Origin of the sequence: Cumulibacter soli, from assembly GCF_004382795.1 — a bacterium.
Taxonomy (GTDB): domain Bacteria; phylum Actinomycetota; class Actinomycetes; order Mycobacteriales; family Antricoccaceae; genus Cumulibacter; species Cumulibacter soli.
Genome location: NZ_SMSG01000001.1, coordinates 172,825 through 192,477 on the forward strand (window position 1 = coordinate 172,825; position 19,653 = coordinate 192,477).

At 64.1% G+C, this 19,653-nt stretch carries 24 protein-coding genes; 9 read left to right on the forward strand and 15 right to left on the reverse strand.

Annotation, left to right across the window (positions count from 1 at the left end):
* Window positions 1–70 precede the first annotated feature (70 nt).
* A complete protein-coding gene (locus E1H16_RS00845) occupies window positions 71–871 on the forward strand; it encodes a MerR family transcriptional regulator (protein WP_134321808.1) in 801 nt (266 codons plus the stop codon).
* A gap of 100 nt (window positions 872–971) precedes the next feature.
* Window positions 972–1,235, forward strand: a complete 264-nt coding sequence (locus tag E1H16_RS00850; RefSeq protein WP_134321809.1) for a hypothetical protein — start codon at window positions 972–974, stop codon at window positions 1,233–1,235.
* Window positions 1,236–1,403: 168 nt separating this feature from the next.
* Here the strand turns inward: E1H16_RS00850 and E1H16_RS00855 are convergent, their stop codons facing one another.
* Window positions 1,404–2,183: an aminoglycoside adenylyltransferase domain-containing protein gene (locus E1H16_RS00855; RefSeq protein ID WP_134321810.1), complete on the reverse strand. Its 780-nt coding sequence runs from the start codon at window positions 2,181–2,183 to the stop codon at window positions 1,404–1,406.
* Window positions 2,184–2,379: 196 nt separating this feature from the next.
* A complete protein-coding gene (locus E1H16_RS00860; RefSeq protein WP_134321811.1) occupies window positions 2,380–3,402 on the reverse strand; it encodes a hypothetical protein in 1,023 nt (340 codons plus the stop codon).
* Between the two features lie 118 nt (window positions 3,403–3,520).
* Between E1H16_RS00860 and E1H16_RS00865 the strand changes: the two genes are divergently transcribed.
* On the forward strand, window positions 3,521–4,150 hold the full coding sequence (locus E1H16_RS00865; protein ID WP_134321812.1) for a TetR/AcrR family transcriptional regulator: 630 nt from the start codon (window positions 3,521–3,523) through the stop codon (window positions 4,148–4,150).
* 174 nt (window positions 4,151–4,324) lie between these two features.
* Here E1H16_RS00865 and E1H16_RS00870 read toward each other — a convergent pair whose 3' ends face one another.
* Window positions 4,325–4,678 (reverse strand): DUF1801 domain-containing protein, encoded by a 354-nt coding sequence (locus E1H16_RS00870; RefSeq protein ID WP_134321813.1) that lies wholly within the window; start codon window positions 4,676–4,678, stop codon window positions 4,325–4,327.
* Window positions 4,679–5,004: 326 nt separating this feature from the next.
* A complete protein-coding gene (locus E1H16_RS00875; protein WP_134321814.1) occupies window positions 5,005–5,367 on the reverse strand; it encodes a nuclear transport factor 2 family protein in 363 nt (120 codons plus the stop codon).
* 70 nt (window positions 5,368–5,437) lie between these two features.
* Here E1H16_RS00875 and E1H16_RS00880 point away from each other — a divergent pair, with 70 nt between their 5' ends.
* Complete coding sequence (locus E1H16_RS00880; RefSeq protein ID WP_134321815.1) at window positions 5,438–6,319, forward strand: LysR family transcriptional regulator; 882 nt, start codon at window positions 5,438–5,440, stop codon at window positions 6,317–6,319.
* Window positions 6,320–6,363: 44 nt separating this feature from the next.
* Here E1H16_RS00880 and E1H16_RS00885 read toward each other — a convergent pair whose 3' ends face one another.
* The 4 genes from E1H16_RS00885 to E1H16_RS18535 form a co-directional block, all read right to left on the reverse strand.
* Window positions 6,364–7,248, reverse strand: a complete 885-nt coding sequence (locus E1H16_RS00885; protein ID WP_134321816.1) for a hypothetical protein — start codon at window positions 7,246–7,248, stop codon at window positions 6,364–6,366.
* Between the two features lie 60 nt (window positions 7,249–7,308).
* Entirely contained in the window at window positions 7,309–7,998 is a 690-nt protein-coding gene (locus E1H16_RS00890; protein ID WP_134321817.1) for a helix-turn-helix transcriptional regulator, read from the reverse strand.
* Window positions 7,999–8,067: 69 nt separating this feature from the next.
* On the reverse strand, window positions 8,068–8,670 hold the full coding sequence (locus E1H16_RS18530; RefSeq protein WP_208378785.1) for an MFS transporter: 603 nt from the start codon (window positions 8,668–8,670) through the stop codon (window positions 8,068–8,070).
* A 49-nt stretch (window positions 8,671–8,719) separates the two neighbouring features.
* Complete coding sequence (locus tag E1H16_RS18535) at window positions 8,720–9,337, reverse strand: MFS transporter (RefSeq protein WP_208378786.1); 618 nt, start codon at window positions 9,335–9,337, stop codon at window positions 8,720–8,722.
* A gap of 174 nt (window positions 9,338–9,511) precedes the next feature.
* On the opposite strand from E1H16_RS18535, the gene E1H16_RS00900 reads away from it, so the two are divergent.
* Window positions 9,512–10,081 carry a dihydrofolate reductase family protein gene (locus tag E1H16_RS00900; RefSeq protein WP_134321818.1) on the forward strand — a complete coding sequence of 190 codons (570 nt, stop codon included), beginning with the start codon at window positions 9,512–9,514 and terminating at the stop codon, window positions 10,079–10,081.
* Window positions 10,082–10,101: 20 nt separating this feature from the next.
* On the opposite strand, the gene E1H16_RS18540 is transcribed toward E1H16_RS00900, so the two are convergent.
* Window positions 10,102–11,151 (reverse strand): cation efflux transmembrane domain-containing protein, encoded by a 1,050-nt coding sequence (locus tag E1H16_RS18540; RefSeq protein ID WP_243837537.1) that lies wholly within the window; start codon window positions 11,149–11,151, stop codon window positions 10,102–10,104.
* Window positions 11,124–11,483: a Cd(II)/Pb(II)-sensing metalloregulatory transcriptional regulator CmtR gene (gene cmtR, locus E1H16_RS00910; protein WP_134321819.1), complete on the reverse strand. Its 360-nt coding sequence runs from the start codon at window positions 11,481–11,483 to the stop codon at window positions 11,124–11,126. The genes E1H16_RS18540 and cmtR overlap by 28 nt, the downstream gene beginning before the upstream one ends.
* Before the next feature lie 310 nt (window positions 11,484–11,793).
* Between cmtR and E1H16_RS00915 the strand changes: the two genes are divergently transcribed.
* A complete protein-coding gene (locus E1H16_RS00915) occupies window positions 11,794–12,531 on the forward strand; it encodes a trimeric intracellular cation channel family protein (protein ID WP_134321820.1) in 738 nt (245 codons plus the stop codon).
* 116 nt (window positions 12,532–12,647) lie between these two features.
* The gene (locus tag E1H16_RS00920; RefSeq protein ID WP_166741570.1) at window positions 12,648–13,112 is read left to right on the forward strand and encodes a MaoC/PaaZ C-terminal domain-containing protein; all 465 of its coding nucleotides are present in this window, start codon (window positions 12,648–12,650) and stop codon (window positions 13,110–13,112) included.
* A gap of 129 nt (window positions 13,113–13,241) precedes the next feature.
* Here the strand turns inward: E1H16_RS00920 and E1H16_RS00925 are convergent, their stop codons facing one another.
* Both E1H16_RS00925 and E1H16_RS00930 read right to left on the reverse strand, forming a co-directional pair.
* Window positions 13,242–14,096 (reverse strand): alpha/beta fold hydrolase, encoded by an 855-nt coding sequence (locus E1H16_RS00925; RefSeq protein ID WP_134321822.1) that lies wholly within the window; start codon window positions 14,094–14,096, stop codon window positions 13,242–13,244.
* Window positions 14,097–14,117: 21 nt separating this feature from the next.
* Window positions 14,118–14,828 (reverse strand): DUF5701 family protein, encoded by a 711-nt coding sequence (locus E1H16_RS00930; protein WP_243837539.1) that lies wholly within the window; start codon window positions 14,826–14,828, stop codon window positions 14,118–14,120.
* 155 nt (window positions 14,829–14,983) lie between these two features.
* Between E1H16_RS00930 and E1H16_RS00935 the strand changes: the two genes are divergently transcribed.
* Both E1H16_RS00935 and E1H16_RS00940 read left to right on the forward strand, forming a co-directional pair.
* Window positions 14,984–15,340 (forward strand): iron chaperone, encoded by a 357-nt coding sequence (locus E1H16_RS00935; RefSeq protein WP_134321823.1) that lies wholly within the window; start codon window positions 14,984–14,986, stop codon window positions 15,338–15,340.
* A gap of 252 nt (window positions 15,341–15,592) precedes the next feature.
* The gene (locus tag E1H16_RS00940; RefSeq protein ID WP_134321824.1) at window positions 15,593–16,192 is read left to right on the forward strand and encodes a DNA alkylation repair protein; all 600 of its coding nucleotides are present in this window, start codon (window positions 15,593–15,595) and stop codon (window positions 16,190–16,192) included.
* Between the two features lie 185 nt (window positions 16,193–16,377).
* Here E1H16_RS00940 and E1H16_RS00945 read toward each other — a convergent pair whose 3' ends face one another.
* From E1H16_RS00945 to E1H16_RS00955, 3 genes are all read right to left on the reverse strand, one after another.
* Window positions 16,378–16,788: a hypothetical protein gene (locus tag E1H16_RS00945; protein ID WP_134321825.1), complete on the reverse strand. Its 411-nt coding sequence runs from the start codon at window positions 16,786–16,788 to the stop codon at window positions 16,378–16,380.
* A gap of 181 nt (window positions 16,789–16,969) precedes the next feature.
* On the reverse strand, window positions 16,970–17,554 hold the full coding sequence (locus E1H16_RS00950; RefSeq protein WP_166741571.1) for a hypothetical protein: 585 nt from the start codon (window positions 17,552–17,554) through the stop codon (window positions 16,970–16,972).
* Between the two features lie 68 nt (window positions 17,555–17,622).
* Entirely contained in the window at window positions 17,623–19,293 is a 1,671-nt protein-coding gene (locus tag E1H16_RS00955; RefSeq protein WP_134321827.1) for a hypothetical protein, read from the reverse strand.
* Between the last annotated feature and the right edge of the window lie 360 nt (window positions 19,294–19,653).

Below are 19,653 nucleotides of genomic sequence, written 5' to 3' on the forward strand. Positions count from 1 at the left end.
ACGTGCGGCGCGCCCAGACCAACCGTGTTCTTGACTCTGACATCGTGTCAGGGAATGAAATGGGCCCATCATGTTGAGTATCGGAGACTTCGCCAGACTCGCCGGTGTATCGGTTCGGATGCTGCGTCACTACGACCAGTTAGGGCTGCTGACACCGGCTCAGGTAGACCCGTTCACCGGGTATCGCCGCTACACCGCCGATCAATTGCCTCGCGCCAATCAGTTGGTCGCGCTGAAAGACCTAGGCTTCCGCCTGGAGGACGTCGGGGCACTCTTGGACGGCAACGCCAAATCGCGTGTCGGGACGTTGTTGCGACAGCGTCGCGCCGAATTGGCAGCGCAGCTGGCTGCCGACCATGCACGGTTACGCGTGATCGAGGCGAGGCTCCGATTGATGGAGGAGGACCAGACAATGCCCGAAACTACATTCGTTGAACAGACACTGCCGGCGCTTCGACTGGTACAGATATCGGTCCGGATCACCGATATGAGCCAGGTCGAGCCGGAGATCGGCCCGATGTTCGATCGCGTCAATGCCGCGATCGACGCCATGGGAGCGCATCGAACTGGCCCAGGCGTCGCCCACTATCTTGGCGACGAGGACGGAATGGTTGCCGCGGCCGCGGAACAGATCGCCGGCGACGGCGTCCCGGATGGGCTAGAGGCCTACGAACTTGCGGCCGTGCCCCGCGCCGTGGTGAGTACGTACGAGTCGCCCGATTTGTTGGGCATCCAGGCTGCCTGGCAGGGCCTCGTCTCGGAGGTGCAACGCCGGGGGCTACAGCCGACGGGCGCATGTCGCGAGATCTACCTGCGCACGCCGTACGAGTCGGACCGATGGGAAATTTCGCTACAACAACCGGTGCGGTAGGTCGGGTTAGCAGGCCGCGTCATGATCGAGGAATCGGACGTGCGTCGAGACCGCTATGCTCCGCGTGCATCTCTCGCATTCATCACTGAAAGGCGCGCCCATGTACGCAACTCCCAACCGACCCATGACGCAGGACGAACTCGATCTCATCTGCCGTGTCTGGGCCGATGAGGGCAGCGATGACTCGACTGACACCTGGCTGGAACTCTGGGACGGCGGGGACGCCGACGACAACCCGGAGAAACGCGATGCCATCATCGCCGTTGCGGCGGAGGTCGGCATCGAGGCCGAGGTCGTGAACGGCATTCTGCGGGTACGCAAGACGCAGCAATTGCACGACGAGATTGGCGCTCGCTGGATCTGAGTTCCGCACGTCACCGCTCGGCGGACGCACCGTAAAAGTGCTGCCGCCGAGCGGTGAATCGACCGGGCTATCCCAAAGCAGCGATGAAGGGTAGGGATGCGGACGTCCCCGATGCTGCGCGAATCCGTCATCGATTGGATGAGTACGCGCGAATCAGCATCACGCACCTCAACGGTCCGCAGCCTGGCGAATGAGGTCCAGCATCGCCCCGGACGCCCGCGAAACCCTGTCGTGTTCACGGTCCCAGTCCACCCGGACCTCGCCCCGATACTCCCTGGCGGCCAAGTGAAGCACATCGGCCGTCTCATCGTTCACTAGTTGGGCAGCGATCTCGGCAGCAACCGGTTTGGGCACGACATCGCCGCTCTGGACAGTGCAGTAGGCGCGGGCCAGGGTGAGCAATACGTTTCGCTCGTCCCCACGCAGCCCATCAATAAGCGCGGGTAGCACCGCCAACTGCGCCTGCCGCAACTGCGCAGCGGGCACGTCATCTATCACCTCGTTCAGGGGTGGTCCGTACAGGACGCGATGCGAGGTCAAGGCAGTCGCGAGCAGGATCACCACGTCGGGGTCTCGTTGTGGCCTGGGAACGGCGCCGACGACGAACTCACTCCTCAGCCACTCGCCATATTGATAATCACGCCAAGGTGCGGGCTGCAGCGGATCCGACTCGGCCGCGACAACACACGTCACGTCCCAAGGTCGCCTATGCGCGGCATCGGGGAACTGACGCGCATGGCCCTCCCACCCGGAGATCGCCAAGAGGACCTTGGTGAGGGAGGTGCGTTCTTGCGAAGTCAGCGATCTACCTGTCACCACGAGCAGATCGATATCGCTGCCAACGCTCAGCCCGGTCGTCGTGCTCGACCCATACAGGTATGCCCCGATGACATTCTCCGGGATGGTGCTCAGAATGCGACTAAGCACTGTTCGAATCGATGCGTCCATGTTCGGCCACACTCCTCTCCCGTCGGCAACGACTCGTCGCTCCTAGGACCGGAGCTCGTCATGATCATTCTCAAGCATCGACGTCAGGAGGCACCTCGCGCACAGCGTGCTCGATAGAAGTGAGCCGACATTTGGTCGGGGCGTCGCCCCACCCAAACGACTGCTGCGCTCTCTCGCAACGCGTCGTACACGGCTACTAGCTCGCGTAGAACTCTGCAACAGCGGAGAACGACGCCTTCGGTTCCCAAGGCATGTCGGGGTAGGTGGTCCCGAATCGGTCTGGCAGCACTCTGACGATGCTGAAGCTTGCCAAGTCCAAGTCATCGCGCGCATCGCCGTCGGGTCGGTGCGGCAGGTTGTCGAGCGCGAAGAGAAACACGAACGCGCTGTCGACGCCTTCGCTGTCGAAGATCTCCAGCAGTTCCCTGAGGTAGTCGGCCTGACCCGCTTCGTCACGTTCGTACGCATCGTTCAGTCGAACCGGCGTACCACCTTCGTCGTTCTCAATGATCTCCATGCTGCGAGGTGCTACATCGCCCGCGCCTCGCCAGGTCGCCGTGCCGAATCCAGTGATAGCGACTGGCTTTGCCTGCGCTGTGAGCGCCCGTACGCCGTCACGGAAGACCTCGGCTACCTCCGCGGATCGGATGAGTTCAACCGTGACAAAGTCAAACAACTCCCAGTCAATTGACTCGAACTGAACGGCCGCGTAGGTGACCGGTCCACGGAACCTCTCGCGGATCAGTGCCACCGCCCTGGTGAGGAACTTGGTGAGTTTCTCACTTAACTCCGAGAGTCGTTCCACTCTGCCTTCAGGCTCGGTCAGCAGCCGAGCAATCCTCGCGTTCACGTCGTCTCCGTCGATGAATCCACGGTTCATCAGGCTTAGTTCCGCCCCGGCAACAAAGACGATCTCTGCGCCTTCCGCACGAAGACGCTCCGCCCGGACCGCGCAATCGGCGAACAACTCCAGAATCTGATCAGCATCGTGTTCCAGCGGGTATGGAGAGAACCAGACCTCGAGTCCTGCCTCGATCGCCGACCGTGCCGCGACCTCCAGCCTGGACGGGTCACCGCCGACGAGATGGACCGCAGAGCAGTTCAGGTCGTCGCGAATTATCTGCATTTCTCGTTGGACCCGGTCGGGATCGAAGTACTTCAGCGAGTTGCTGCCGTTACGGACGAACCCGATGTCATAGGTCATGCCTTTGCCGCGCACGTGTGCATCCTCTCGTGGAGTGTTCGGACTCTCATGGAGCGTTCGGAGCGACAATACATGAAAATTGCGTGCACGCAATTTTGCTGTCGCGCACGGAACTTGCGATACTGATCGAGTGATGGACCAGAACCTCGGCCTGCGAGAACGCAAGAAGCGAGCAACTCGTGATGCGTTGAGTTCCGCGGCTCTGCGACTCGCGATGCAACGCGGGCCGGAGAATGTCCGCATCGACGACATCGCCGACGCCGCGGGGGTGTCGCCGAGGACCTACAACAACTATTTCCCCAGCCGCGAGCACGCCATCGTGGCGGGGGTCAACGCCGACCGCGAGGAACGTATCGCCGCCGCGATTCTCGCGGCCGCGGCTGGCACCGCCCTCTCCGACGCCGTTATCGACGCCGTCGTTGAGCAATACGCGAACGCGACCAGCCAGACAGAACGGATGATGCTGATGATCACCGCCAGTCCCGTCCTCCGGCGTCGCTACGCCGAGAGCGTCGCGATGAGCGAAGATGTCCTGGCGAACGCACTCCTCGAGCGGGTTAGCGCGGTGGACGCAACAGCCGCGCGGGTCATTGCCGCCAGCGTAGGAGCCGCGGCGCGGGTCGCGATCGAAGAGTGGCTGGCCACAACTGACCCGTCACGCTCGAGCGACGGTCTCGTCGTACCGACCGGTTCGTTGGCTGACCGACTGCGGGCATCGTTGGTTGTGCTCGCGCCGGCTATCGACGCAGCGGTATCGGACTAGCGATTCACCACACATCGACCGTCATCAGCGTACTCGCAGCACGGTTACTGCCGGGCGCCAGCGGAACCTGAGCTATAGATGCGATCAGCCCATTATCTGATGAAGATTGCGTCCGCGCCGCCCTCCCCGGCGAGCGCAGTCACTCGCAACGGGGAGAGCGGTCACGACGGAGGGTTAGCCGGTCACCGAACGAACAATGTCGGCGATGCGCTTCTCGGTCTCAGCATCCATGGACTCGAAGTACCACGCGGCCGGCATCAGGGCGCCGTCCGCGCCGCCGGCAGGCTGGAAGCGGGCTTTTTCGGTGAGCGCGAGGTTCAAGCGCTCATCGTTACGCAGGGTCACCAACGCTGGAGTGCTCGCCGACTCGGCGTAGGCCGGCATCCCGTACCAGATCCGCGGCTTGAGCGTGGGTGCGGCCGTCATGATGACCTCATGCACGCGCTGCATGAGTGAACGCTGAGGCTCATCCATCTGGGCGATCTTGTCGGTGACCTGGTTGAGGTTCTTCTCGTCTTTCGACGACATGCTCAGTCCTTTCGTCAGCCGATGCGGAGCATCGGCAGGCTGAAGTCGGCGCGAATACGCGCCGCACCCCATCCGGACATGCCCTGAACTACTCAAGCCTCTCCGCGATGATTCACGTGATGTCACGTGGAAGCGCAGTCGGCGGCCTAGCCGCCCGAGTCAGGGTAACCCGATTCCCCGCACTTGGTCACCATCGTTGGAGAATTCGCGCCAGCGCCGACGCCGCCCGTCGAGCACCGGACGGCGCGAAGCCGTCAGTCCGATCGTCAGCCGAGCGCGAACGACCATGACGCAGACAGCCACCGTGGCGCTTCATTGAACGGCGACTACGAGAGCATCGGTCTCGGGTCGAATGTGACTCGGACCGCGGAGATCTTTCCGGCCTTGACGTGCGTCCAGTTCGCGACCTGCATCGGCGCCTTGTCAGCGATCGTCAACTCCGACCACGTCACGACGTCCTGTTCTGAGGCGAGCCGCAGGAGAACCTCATTGGCGGTTGTCGCCGCAAACATCCCAGCGAGGCCGTCAAGGAATTCATCCGGGCCACGCGTGGAGCCGAGCGCCCCGTCAAATGTCACGTCGGGCGCGAGCACCGGCCGCAGCGGCAGCGGGTCGCCCGCAGACCAACATGCAAAGTAGAGCTCGGCGATCAGCGTGGGACTCGTGGGCAGTTCATGATCATCAGCCATACCCCCATGGTCGACCGCAGATACACAGAAGTAAAACAGCTACTTATGCTCGTATCTACAATCAATGGTTATGGAAGTTCACCAGCTCCGTTATGCCGTCGAAGTCCACCGGCGCGGATCGTTCACCGCCGCCGCCGAGATATTGCACGTGAGCCAATCCGGAGTGTCCGCGCAGATCGCGAAACTCGAGAAGGAACTCGGTACACGATTCTTCGAACGCGGACCCCGCATCGCAACCCCGACAACCTCCGGAGCGGCGCTGCTCCCCCTGATGGCGCGAGCGATTACTGATATTGCTCAGATCCGCCAAGCTGCAGACGAACTCCTAGGCCTCTGCAGGGGAACCGTCAGAATCGGCACGGTCATCGGCTGCACGATCCCCGGGTACCTCAACGCCTTCGCCACGTTCCGTACGTCGTATCCCGACGTCGCGGTGCTAGCCAGTGAGGGAAACTCGGTCGACCTGGTCGATCGGTTGGTTTCTGGTGAACTCGACATTGCACTGCTGGCGCACACAGGATCACTGCCCGCTCAACTCACGTCAACCACGCTCATCGACGAGCCGATCGATGTCGGTGTCCCTTCTGGGCATGCCTGGCAAAAACGATCGGCCGTGCGGGTGGCAGACCTCGCCACGGCCGACGTCATCTCGCTAGCCGCAGGCACCGGTGTGCGAGCTGCCCTTCAGCAGACCTGCGAAGCAGGCGAAGTCGAAATAACGCCGATCGTCGAAGCGCACTCTCCGGAGACCGTGCACTCGCTCGCCGAACGCAACGCCGGCGTCGCGGTCCTCTCGCGCTCGATGATCGGCGAACCGCTGACCGCAGTCCCTATCGTGGGTGCCCGTCAGGCCCGACTGTCCCTGGCATCGCGCAAGGCTCCGGACATTGCCGCGCGTGCGTTCCTTGGCTTGCTCGCACCCGCCCTGCTCACCCCGCGGGACGAACAATGATGCCGTCAGGATTCCTGCGCAGCGCGTTCTGCGTCCCATCCCGATCACCGGCGCCCGTGCGCGATCAGCGTGGCAATCGCGTTAACCGTGGTGTATCCACGCCATTCGAGCGACGCGGACGGCGAGTAGCTGTCGAAGTCGACCGCCCAGCCACCATCTGGCTGCTGCGCCTCCGCCAAACGGTCGATCTCGGCCCCCACGGCCCGCGTATCCAGCAACTCATACACGGGCAGGCCGGGTTCTGAGGTTACGCGCACGGTCTCTCCCTCGGCTCCTCCTTCGACCGCCCACGCTCCATCGGCCGGGAGGAACCGCGCGAGATGCGTCAAGAGATCCCGCGCTTCGGCATCTTCGGCAGCCAAAAGGTCCAACAACTGCAAGGAGAACGCCAGCACATAAGCGAACGGTCGATCCTCGAGGTCGCGGATCCGTTCGAAGCAGTATCGCGTGGCTCGCGAGAGCCAGCGATGCGCGCGGATGCCGTCGTCATGCCGTGCTGCGCGGTGTGCTTGCGCCGCGACAGCCGCCGTGATCTGTAGGGACGACTCCGTTGGGTCGGCCGCCGCCCAGAACGGCGCGCATCCGCTCGGATCGGGGATCGGCAACGCGAACGGCAATCCTCCGTCGGCGAGCGTTACCCGATCAAGCCAATCGAGCAGGTGCGCGGCGTGCGGCGACGCCTGCGGCGCTGCCGCTGCGAGCGCCTCGAATGCGTGCAGGGCAGCGGCCGGCTGACTCTGCGGTGCGCGAAGGTCGGGTTCCAGTCCCCATCCATATCCGCCATCGGGATTCCGGTAGCCGTCGAGCGCCGAAATAACCCCGAACCGCGGACCGTCGCCGCGCTCCAGGAGTGCTTCAAGTCTGCGCTGATCAAGCACTCGAGCGTGCGTGGCCATGAACGTGCGGGCTCTTTCAACATCGATGCTCATACATCCATCATTGCGAATCAGCGCCGGATCGTATTGAACGAATCAGCCAGGTCGACCGCTTCAGACCCCGCTCGGTCGGATCAACATCGACGGGGTCATCCCCGACAGCCGTCGGCACTCTCGCGTGAAATGCGCCTGGTCGGCATATCCCGACAGCACTGCGGCATCTGACAGCGATCGGCCTGCGTGCACTATCTGAACGGCTCGTTGGAATCGGTGGATCATCACGAGTTTCTGATAGCTGTAGCCGAACCACCGCAGGCTGCACCGATGTAACGTGCGCTCAGATACTCCGAGGGATTCAGCGGCTGCGCGAGCACCCCAACCAGCGCGAGCTGCGGTATCGAGGGTTCGGGCCCGCCCGAGCCGGTTTCGATCCGGAGCCGCAGATTCGCACAAGTTCAGTACCGCGACCTCGAGGGCACCTCCGATGTCTGACTCGAAGGCGTGATGATGTCGAGACGGCCCGACGATGCCGGTGAGCGGGACGCGCAGGTTTGCCAGTTCGTGCATCGAGATGCCCAACAGTTCATGCGCGAGTCCCGGGGCGAACCTCAGGCCCCAGGTGCGCTCCCCCGGCGTCCGGCGGAATGTGATTGCCGTCGTATCGGGCCCGGCGACGATCAACTGACCGTCAAACCACATGAGATCCGCGGCAGCGTCGGGTAGGACGCGCTGGAGTGAACCCTCAGCCGTTGACCGCCATACGGGCGCGCCACTTCGCGGGCCCGACCATTCGGCGTACGTCATCGATAGCCACCGTCAGTAAGCATCACTTCACGGTACGTCCCCGACTCTCGTAGAGAAGTTGAAGGAGCGTTAATGAATGCGCGACGCCGTCGGGTCCGCATGCTCGGAGCCGCCGCTGATACGCATCGATGTCGATCCCGTGCGCCGAGGGTGTAGGACCGAAGCCAGGAGAATGACTGCGATACCTGCCAGCGGCACGATGAGTAGCCCGACACGCAAACTGGTGGCGTCAGCGATTGCGCCGACAACCGGGGGCGAGAGCAGGAAACCAAGACGCATGAGCCAGGACACGACCGTCAGCCCAGTGCCGTGACGTAGGCCCGGCAACTCGTCAGCTTCGTACATGGCTGCGGGGACGAGAGTCGATACGCCAAGACCGGCAGCAGCGAACCCCGCGATGATGCCCGGGACGGTCGGGAACGCGAGTGCTACTCCCATTCCGGCGGCCACGACCAGACCGCCGGCACGAGCGACTGCGCGCTGACCGAAGCGGTCCACCACACGATCGCCGAGGAGTCGACCGACGAACTGCGCACCCACCAACGCGATAAATCCGAAAGCGGCGACGGCCGAGGGCGCGCCAAGCGAAGTCAGATAGAGCGTCGCCCAAGAGTTCCCGGCGTCCTCGACCAGGCTCCCAGCCATCGCGATGATCACCAGGGCTGCGAGCACGAGGACGATGCGCGGCCGCACCGTGGACCGCGGAGGCGAGGGCGCCGCCTCAGCTACCACGAGGGGCCCAGGCCCGTCCTCGACGTCCCGCCCGGGCAAGCAGAATCGCAGCGCGATGAGTGGCACGCTCGAGAACACGATCGCGGAAATCGCCAAATGCGCGCCGATCGGCAGGCCCACCGCAATCGCCGCGGCGGCCATCGATCCGCCTAACACCGCACCCACGGACCACACAGCATGAGGAGTTGAGGATCGAACGGCCGTAACGGCGCTGCACGCGCAGCCCGTGGGCGTTCTGCGCGACATCGGTGATCGCGTCCATGCCGCCGCCGAGCATGAGGCCGAGCGCGAACAGAATCAGATTGGGTGCGAGCCCGGCAATGAGCACACCCGCACTGGTCAGGATCGTGCCGAGAACAGCGACTCTGGCTGAGCCAAACCGTCGGATAAGCGCCGCGGCGCCCAGACCGGCAAGGATCGCGCCACATGGAAAGGCAGCGAGCGAGAGTCCGTAGGTCGAGTTGCTCAACTCAAGAGCGGCCTTGATCTCGGGGAAGCGCGGCAGGATGGTCGAGAAGATCGCCCCGTTGGTGAGAAACAGCGCAGCGACAGCACGGCGCGCGCGGAGGTCGATCTGCGAGGCACGCAAAGACTGGCGTGAGCGCATGGAGGTATGGATATCCTTTCGCGGAGGCCGAGGCCGCGTTGATCGCGTTCACCGTAGTCGTTGCACTTAGACGCCGCCCGCGGCCGCCAAAGCCTGCGAGACCACCGTCCGTTCTCCGGGCCTCACCCAAATGACACACCATCAAACGGAGAAGATCAGTAAGGAGCGCAGATCATGCCCCGCAAACTCGTCATCACCGAAAACATCACGCTCGACGGAGTCGTCGAGAACACCGGTTCGTGGTTCGACCCCACGGACGCCTCCGAACAGGGACAACAACTCGCTGAGATCACCCGTCAGCATGCGGCCGCCTCGGACGGTTTCCTGGTTGGCCGCGTGACTTTCGAGGAGATGCGCGGATTCTGGCCCGAGCGGCGGCACGATGAAACGGGCGTCACGAACCACCTGAACCAGGTTGAGAAGTACGTCGTGTCCCGTGGCTTAGCAGACCCTGGCTGGGACGGCACCACAATCCTGCGTGGAGGCGACAGCCTGGCGTCCGAGATCCGCGCCCTGCAGGCTCGCGACGGCGCGGACATCGTCCTCACGGGAAGCATCTCGCTGGCCCAGCAGTTGCTGGACCTGGATCTCGTCGATGAACTGCGCCTTTTCGTGTATCCAGTGGTCCTGGGTGCCGGACGTCGGTTGTTCACCGAGCAGCACCGGCGGCGCGACCTCGCTCTGGCAGAGAACCGGTCCTTCAAGGGCGGGGTGGCGCTGCTGCGCTACTCGCGTCCGGCGTAATGCACGTCAGTGGATGCGCGCTACGCCCGGATGCCGACATCCAGTGCCGCGAGTTGGTCCGGCGCGCCGGACACTATGAGGCGCAGGTCATCGCCGCTGTCTTCGATCCCCCAGTCAACGAACGAACAGCATGAGCGCTCGACGCCGACGAGATCTCGCAACCGCCGGATCGATTCGGCGGTTCGTTCGTAGCGAACGACGAGTTTTGTGGTGTAACGCTGCGCGCTGAGTCCGAACTCGATGTCGAACTCTCGCCATTTCTCGACCTGTTCCCTACCTGCGCGCGGCGTGAGATCACAAGCGATCGGCAGTTCGCGCAGCGCCCCGATGTACTCCATGATTGGATTCTCCTGTTCCAGGGTGACCGGGGCGCAGCATCCGTCATCGCACCCCTCGCGATCGTGTTCTCCGGCGAGGACGGCGACCGGTGCGGCGCAGCAAGCGTCGCCCCGCCAAGCCTCGATGCCTTCACGAACGGCGAAGCAGGCGATGACGAGCGCGGCGACAGGGTCGGCCCACGCCCAGCCCAGCAGGCTGTTGAGCAGCAGGCCGGCCAGCAGCGCCGCCGACAGGTACGTGCAGATCAGCGTCTGTTTGGAGTCGGCCACCGCGCTTGCCGAGCCGAGTTCGCGCCCCGTACGTCGTTCGAACCAACTCAAGAACGGCATTACCGCAAGACTCAACGCGGCGATCGCAATTCCAACCGAAGAATGCTCAGGTTCGCGCAACCCGAGCAGCGATAGCCCGGCATCAACGCTCACGTAAGCGGCAAGGGCGAAGAAGGACACCGCGATCACCCGGAGCGCTACCTTCTCGCGCTTCTCCGGTTCAGGTGCCGCGAACTGCCAGGCGACCGCTGCCGCAGAGAGGACCTCGACGATCGAGTCGAGCCCGAAACCGATGAGCGCCGCCGAGGAGGCGACTGCGCCCGCGGATAACGCAACGACCGCCTCTACGACGTTCCAGGTGATGGTAATGGCGACAACGATGCGGATCCGACGTCGCAGGACTGCCCGTCGATCGCGCCCGCGCACCTCGACCGTCACCGGCGTGGCTGCTGTGCACAGCAACCCGGCACTGTGCATTGCGGATCAAGGCAAGGGACGCTTTCGTCGACGGCGAGGGTCACATCGACCAGCGCCGTGAGCGCTACGGCAATGTGCGGGTCGGCGATCTCATATCGAGTCTGCCGCCCCTCGGGCTCAGCGACGACGATGCCACAGCCACGCAAGCACGATAGGTGGTTCGAGACATTCGTACGCGTCAACTCCAGGTCGCGGGCCAGTTTCGCCGGATATCCCGGCCCATCAAGCAGTGCGAGCAGGATGCGAGAGCGGGATGGGTCCGCCATCGCCCGCCCCAGCCTGTTCATGACGTCGACGCGCGAAGCAATGGTCAGCATGCAATGACTATACAGCAATCGCTGACCTATTGATTGGGTTCGAGGCCACGCAACGAGGGCTGTCTACCTAAAACTGGCCGACATCATTGGTCGCCGTTGGACCCGATCACCTTGGTGTTGGGTACGACGCGGGTCGTTGAGGTGGTGTACGGCCGCTGCTACAGCATCGCTCGGTAGCTTAGGTGTGCGATCACGCAGAACACGTCGTCGACTTCCCACGGGACACTTCTCCTGAGCGGGACCCTGATGAATGCGTGAGCCTGGCCGCCGAGTCGTCTCGGCGCGTTGCGCCTGGAGGGAGACTTCGCCGATGACACTCGCCGAACTAAACGAGGTCACTCGCTGGCTGGACCTAGCCGGCGTGTTCGCGTGCGCGATCCTCGGCGGCGCCGTCGCACGTAGGGTCGGACTGGACTTGGTCGGATACCTGGTAGTCGGCATCGCATCGGGTCTAGGCGGCGGCATGATTCGCGACGTGCTGTTGCAAGCCGGACCACCGGTCGCTCTCACCGATTACGCCTACCTACCCACAGCTTGCGCGGGCGCGCTCATCCCGTTCATCGCGCACTTCTCCGAAGATGCCTGGAACCGCGTCTTCGCCGCCCTGGACGCCACCGTCATCGGTCTCTGGGCAGTGACCGGGGCGCAGAAGGCACTCGCCGCTGACCTCAATTGGATGGCCGCCGTCCTGCTAGGGGTCATCACCGCAGTCGGCGGCGGCGCCGTGCGCGATCTTATGCTTCGCCGCATCCCGGCGATCTTGGGAGGAAACGGCCTGTACGCCTCCGTTGCTGCATTGTCGGCTCTGATTCTCGTCGTGAGCGTGTACCTCCACGCCCCGGTCATCGGGATTATCGCGGGCATCACTGTTTCCCTCGTGGTGAGGATGGCCTCGATCCGCTTCGGATGGGGGCTGCCCACAGGCCTGGATTGGCAACCCCGCTCAGGTCTAGCGAAGGTGTGGCGGCGCCGCACACCATGGCTCCGGCGACCACGCCGTCGCCGCACGGACCAGGGCGCAGACCCTGATCAGTCCGCTGACAATTGAGCTCCACACGCGAGCATCCTCCATAACCTGCGAGGTCATGGACTTCGCGCCATCGGCGAGGCAACGTCACCTTTGCGCGTAGGCCGTCTGCGGCGCCCATGACCGAGGAGGAAATTGTGAGTGATACGTGGTACGCGGACGATCTCGAGCCCGGCAGCCGGATCTCCCTCGGTAGCTATACGGTCACCGAAAGCGAGATCATCGACTACGCGCAACGGTGGGACCCGATCTTCATCCACGCCGATCCAATCACTGCTGCCGACTCGCCGCTCGGCGGAGTCGTCGCCAGCGGCCTGCACACTCTGGCGATTTACCAGCGCCTCGCCGTCCGCGCGCTATGGCAGCACTTCAACGGCGGGATCGGGAGTGGTTTCGAGATCCGCTTCCGCCGTGCTGTGCGACCGGATACCACCCTGACCGGTCACCTCACTATCCAGACGGTGACGGCGCGCCCCGAGCGACATGACGCCAAAGTGACGGTGCGCGGCGAACTTGTGGACGAGGACGGCAGCGCCGTCTTGGAGTTGACCAATTACTCAGTACTCCCGCTCTCCCCTGCCCGACTCGCCACGTCGGACTAGTACGGCTGGTTGGCCTTTAGTAATCGGCGATCAACTCACCAATTACCCCTAGGCGTCGCAGACGAAGCGTTGACGAGTCGCCCGCGGAACGAGCGCGGCCCGACGTACCGCATCACGCGGCAAACCGCTTCACCTGTCGGCCTCGCACCCCGCCTTTGCCGCTACCGCGGTCATCCATTCGGCTAGGTCGGCGGCGAGCGCAGCGGGGGCGTCAAGCTGAATGAGATGCCCGGCGCCGGGGATCATCGTGATCGACGAGTGAGGTATCGCTGCGTGTAGCCGCTGCGCGCGATCTGGAGGGACCCAGGCGTCTTCCTCGCCCCACACGATGTGCACGGGTTCGACGATGCTCGCGTATAGCTGCTCAATCTCCGTGGTGAACCGTTCGTCCGCTTGCGCGATCTGGCGATAGAACGCGCCCTGACCAGACTCGGTCAACCAAGGCTCGGCGAGCATCCGCAGGTCTTCGGGACGCAACCCACCGTAACTGGCGCCGCGGATATACGCTTCGAGCGCGCCGCGGTGCACAGCAGGCGGAAGCTGTTCGAAGACCGACGCGTGCGCCTTCACGAGATTGAAGTAGGGCGATCCCCACGGAGCAAGCGCTACGACATCAACGAGGCACAACGATGCATACATCGCTCCGTGAAGTAGACGCGATCGAAGTGCTACCGCACCGCCGAAGTCGTGAGCAATCACGTGCGGCCGCGCGAGACCCCAATGCTCCAAGAGATCCGCGAACAGTTGGCCCTGCGTACCGAGGTCGACGCCATGAGAGGGCTCCTTTGACGACATCCCGTATCCAGGCATGTCCCAGAGGTAGACGGTGAACCGATGCGCCAACGCGTCCGCGATCGGCCGCCACAGGCGCGAAGACCACGGCGTTCCGTGCAGAAAGACAAGCGCTGGTCCTGAACCGTGAGCATCCCACCGCACGGTACGTCCACGCCAAGAAAACTCCTGACTCAGGTGCGTCGGAACCATCACTCAAGCCTAACTACCCGCTCAGCCGACCCGGCGTGAGCCCGATGCGAATCCCAGCCATGTGTGTCGGTTGTTCCACCAGCACCATCCGAGTTTCGGGGCTCCCTTTCGATCGCGGCCATCGCGACCGGTGCCGTTTGAAATCCACAGTGCGGGCGTGCGCGAGTCGAATCCGTTCGACTTCGGCCGACGCGAGCCGATCATCATGTAGCAGGCATTGCGGTCTATGACCTCAGGCGCCTGCAACGCCCAATGCACGCCCTCGCCGATCGTGAACGGCGTTCGCGCGTCTCGGGTCAGTGCTTCCTGAGCCTCGGCCGGAGACCAGTTACGCATGCCATCGCCACGACGCGGGTCCTCGATCGCATACACAAGCGTACTCGGGACTGCCGCTTCGGCCGTCGGCAAGAAATCGTCGACGTCCTGCATGTCGACCACGATGAACCCGTTCCTCTCCTGACCACCGGAAGTGCGCCTCACATGCGGAATGAGCGTCCGCACCGGCAGGACATGTTCCGCTACAACGAGCAGTGCGCCGGCAGCGGCTCGCTGCTCCAACTCGGCCGCAGCATGCCGCAACTCCTCGATGGTGAGCATGCCGCCATCGTCATTCAAAACTCCGGTCGCGATCAACAGTTCGGCCTGCGCCGTCAGCAGCGGCAACCCGGGCACGCAGTCATCCAGTTTCACTTCTGGGGTTCCAGCGCCGTCCGACACCTTCGCATCGCTCACGTGATCTCCTCGCTGATCGCGGCCAAGGCTGGCCCAACAGCAACAGGCTCTCGATTATTCCGCCAAAGCGCCGAACCACGGTCCACGACATGACTCTGGCGACCAACGTGCGAGTCACAGTTAGAGTTCACTCACCCGAGCGGAAGGCATGAGACATGGCGACGATTACCGATCACGACTCCTATATTGCTGCTGCGCCCGAGGCATTCCAGCCGGTTCTCAACCACTTGCGTGGCGTCTTGCGCGACGCCCTCCCGGACGCCGAGGAGATGACGGCGTACGACATGCCGGGGTTCAGGGTGCGAGGCACGGTCGTCGCGAGTTACGCGGCCTTCACCAAACAGGTCGGCCTGTACGTGCTGGCCCCTGCGATCGCGGAGCATGCCGAGCGGATCGCGTCTTTAGGCTTCCGGGCGAGCAAGACCGGAATCACCTTCACGCCACGCAACCCGATCCCCGACGATCTCGTAACGCAACTTGCACGAACATCGCTCGAGCACGTCGACGGTTAAACAACCGCTGCGGGGTTCGCATGGCATTCGCCGACAGACATAACCAACGAGGTCGGTGCCGCCGCAGGACTCATGCACGTAGATCCCGCAGGCATCCGGCGTATATATGGAGAGTGAGACCGAATCGTCGATCTGCCATGACTTGAAACGCATGCTCATCGTGGTCTATCCCCCACTCATTCCACAGCACCCAACACGCCAAGCATCCACGCGTCCTTCTTTAGCTAAGGATCCAGGTGGCACGATCGGGACATGAGCAGTTCTCTGACAACGGCGGACGACCTCGTTGTTGCGTTGCGAGACATCGCCGACGCTGACGAGGCAGCTAAGATCCGACGCCGAGTAGCGGACGATGAGCCCGTCATCGGCGTCCGAATGGGCCCGCTGTTCGAAATCTCGAAGCAAGCCATCGACCTCCCGGCAGAAGAACTCGAGCGACTCTTCACGCACCCCGCATACGAACCACGGCTTGCGGCGTTCTGCATTCTCGACTTCCGCGCGCGACGACGTCTCGGCGACGACGAGCGCAAGGACCTTGCACAGGCCTATCTCGACCACCACGACGCCATCACCACGTGGGACATGGTCGACCGAGCCGCACCGCGTGTGCTCGGGTGGCCGATCCTCATCGGCATCGTTCAAGCCTCGGTCCTCGAGGATCTCGCACGATCTGACGACCCGCTTCGGCGGCGGTCAGCGATCACTGCACCGTTGTGGTTCATCAAGAAGGGCACCGATGCCGACATCGCTTCTGGCCTCGCCATCGCAGATGCCCTCTCGCAGGATGAGCACCCGCGTGTGACCGCAGCCGTCAAGATCTACCGCAAGCATGCATCGCGTCCCCGTCGATAAGTCGCGCCAGTCATCGCTCGTCCACACGACTAGACCGCGTGCGGCGCGCCACGAATGCGGCACGCCATGTGGCGAATAGACGAAACAGCCCGGCGCTTCAGCAAACGCCTCCGCCTTGGCTGCAACCCCGCTCTGCGAGGCCCGACCGCGTTCCAGCAGCGGCAATCTCTGTACCGCACGCGAGATCAGCGCTCAAGAGGCACGAGAGCTGAGGCCGCGTCGTCCGGCGGGAGAAGCAGGTGCGCGACGCGCCAGCGCTCGTCGTCGTCTTCGTCGTCCTCGTAAAGGTCCGTGAGCAGGTCCCGCACTAGCTCGGCGAATGACGCGAACACCGCATGCGGCTCGTCGCACTCGGCGGACCACATGACGAATCTGCCCTCCCCGGCGAAGGCGTGCGTCGTGCCGCACGACCACAGTGGGACGAGATCCTCGGTCGTACTGCTCATCACGGCCTCGGCGGGCTCTGGCCATACGGCGTCCGCGCGCGAGAACAACGCCGGACTCACCGACTCGCCACCGTCTGCCGCTATGCGTGCGACCACGTCCGGCAATCCGCGCGCGCGGATCCGTACGGCGAGATCGGCTTCCGGCATCATCGACTTCCTTTCGATGGCATTTCGTCGGTTCGGACAGGTGCCCGCCGAGATCCTCTGCGTTGGGCCATCTTCACTGGTCTAGGGTGCGTGGCCACCCGCGACCTGCAGAGTTGGCCGGGTGATCCATCTGGTTCGGTGCGACGCCAGGGAAGCGAGCTGCGCGGGGCGATGGTCATGGTCGTCAGGGATCGGCGCGCACCTGGAAGGGGATGCCGCGGCGCTCGGATTCCTGCTGTAACGACCTCGCCGAATTCGCGAAGCCGGGACCATCGATGATGGCGCCGAGGATCATGCGCACGAGGCCGGTGCCCGGCTCCTGGCCAGGCTCGACGATCGCCCTGGCCTTGCCGAGCGTGCTAGCGAGTGCCTCACGATCGCGCACGTGCACGTGGATTTCGCGCTCGCCGTCGCCAACGCCGCCGCTTGCCATCGCACGTTCGATGCCGCGCTCCACCGCGACGTTCACGCCACCGGCATGCGAGATCGACGAGCCGGTCTCGACCGCGACCCGCGTGACCTGGTGCCACGGGATGTGCACGTCGGTCTGCCACGTGAATCCCTCGTCGTCGACGACGAGGACGGGCGCCGCCTTGCCAAGCAGGACCTTGGTGTTAGTCCAGATCACGGCGAGCGAGATAACGACGCCCAACAGCCCGAGCAGGGCGACCACGCCGCAGATGATGCTGCCCACGACGTCGCCACCGAACATGAGGCTGACACAGAACGCACCGAGCGCCGCGCTCACGATCAAAAGCAGCACCCACACCACGAGCTGCTTGGCGGCGCGGCTGCGCGCATGGCAGATAACCAGGGTCGGAGGCCTCAGGACCGGTTTCACTGGATCGTCTGACGGAGGAACTCTAGGGCCGACTCCCGATCCGCGAAGGTGCCGAGGCACTCGAAGGAGTTGCTCCGCTCACCACGCCAGTCGACGCTGTATCCGTCGCCATCAAACCGCAGCGCCACGTCCACATCACCTCGGGCGGTGAACTGGACGCCGTCGGGTCCTCCGGTTGGCAGCAACTCCCAGCCCCACCCAGCGGCCAGTCTGATGAATTCACCGTCGACGAGGTGAACGGCGGCGGGTTCGGCGAGCAGATCGAGTACGTCGTCCCGCTTTCCGAGGTGCTCCCCCGTTCCGAGGTACGCGGCCGTCACGACCTCGAGCGGAACGTCTCTCAATCGGGCCAGTTTCTGCTCGTCGTTGAGGCCTCGAAATCCATAACGCAGCGTGCCCGGTATCCAGGGCAGGCGGTCGGCAAGGGCTGCGACGAGCACGCGGCAGGCATCCTCGAACGACACGTCGGCGACAAGTGTCCGGCCCTCGAGCAGCGGAAGAATCGACGGATGCTGAAGGGTGTACCGCCCGCCATCGCCAGTAATCCGATAGGCCATGTCGCCGCTGGACGCCACGAACGCCTCGGCACTCAAGGAATCTGGTTCCCGACCGACGATGCGCACGAAATCCTGCACCGCCGGCGGCAGCGACGCGAACGCGACAGGTCGTGGACCGTTCATGCGCGGTCCAGCAGAGTTGCCGGGGTCGACTCGGTCCGCCTCAGCGACCTTGGCCGCCAACCAGGCAGGCACGGCGTCGCGAGGGAAGCGCTCGAGGTCGTCTCGGAACATGGCGGGCGCGACCGGCGACGGGAAGGCAGGCTCGCCGTCAAAGTCGAACTGCGCTGCCACGCCGCCAGACCGCTCCGCCCGCAGCTCCATCGTGAACCATGTACCTCCCCCGTCGACCGCCATCGCCTCACGGAGCTCGCGAGCGAGCGCGACGGCGTCCTCGTTGGGGAACTCGGCAAGCTCGGAGCCATCCGAGAGCGTGAACGTCGTGGTTGCCGTGCGCACGCCGGTCAGCTGCCCGGTCACGAACACCACGCGCTCCCAGTCGAACGGCGCCTCGCTAGCAACCGCCTCGGCGATGCGCTGCTGCAGGCTGGCCTGGCGCATGGGTGCAGGCAGCGGGCCGTCCTCGGGCGTAACCGGCTCCTGTCGAAGCTCGTCCCAAGCGCCCCACTCGGGCACCGCACGATACAGCGGCTCAGGGTCGAACTCCCGCTTCGCCCGAGTCACGTCGTCCGATCCCCGCTCGACGATCGACATCGTGCCCGTGCCGTCCTGGTTGTTCCTGAACGTCGTCGTCGAAAGCGGCTGCGCCAGCGTTAGCGAGATGATCTCGTCCGCAGGCGGCCACTCTTCCAAGGCGACCTGCTTGAGGAAGAGTCGCCCTCCGACGTTGCTCCACATGCCAGTGGCCACGACGAGCCCGGGCGGGATCTGCTCGAATACCGCGAACGAGGGCTCCTTCGCGGTCGTGACCACGATGAAATAGGGCACGATGCCCATCGCCTTGTCGACCGGCGGCACGACGGTCAACTCGGCCGACGGATCGTGGTATCGACGCCGGGCCTCGTCCTCGTCGATCCACGTGTACTTCGGGTCAGGGACCGCGTCTTGGGTCAAGTTGCTGAATCGGCCGCAGAAGCGCCACTCGACCATCGACTCACTCCCTCATGAACGCTCGTCGTTCCGTCCGCTCGAACCTCGCCACATTCTATGAGCCCCGGCGAACGAGCGTCCCAGGCCGGGCCGCTCGAAGCTGAAGGAAAGCAGTGCAAGAACGCCGACTCGCGAGGCCGTCGCAGGTGAGATGACGGCCGGATGCACGGTCATCGCCTGCCCGCAGCCCTGCGATACGAGCGGCGCTCGCGGCGACGCGCACGATACGCCCGACCTGGCTGGCTTGTGCGATCGGATGCAGGAATGCAGCAGATGCTGTCTCCTCGACGAACCAGGCAACCACGCGCAATTCGTCCAGAGTCGATTCGAAGTCACCCGACACGGCGGTCACGTGTTCGA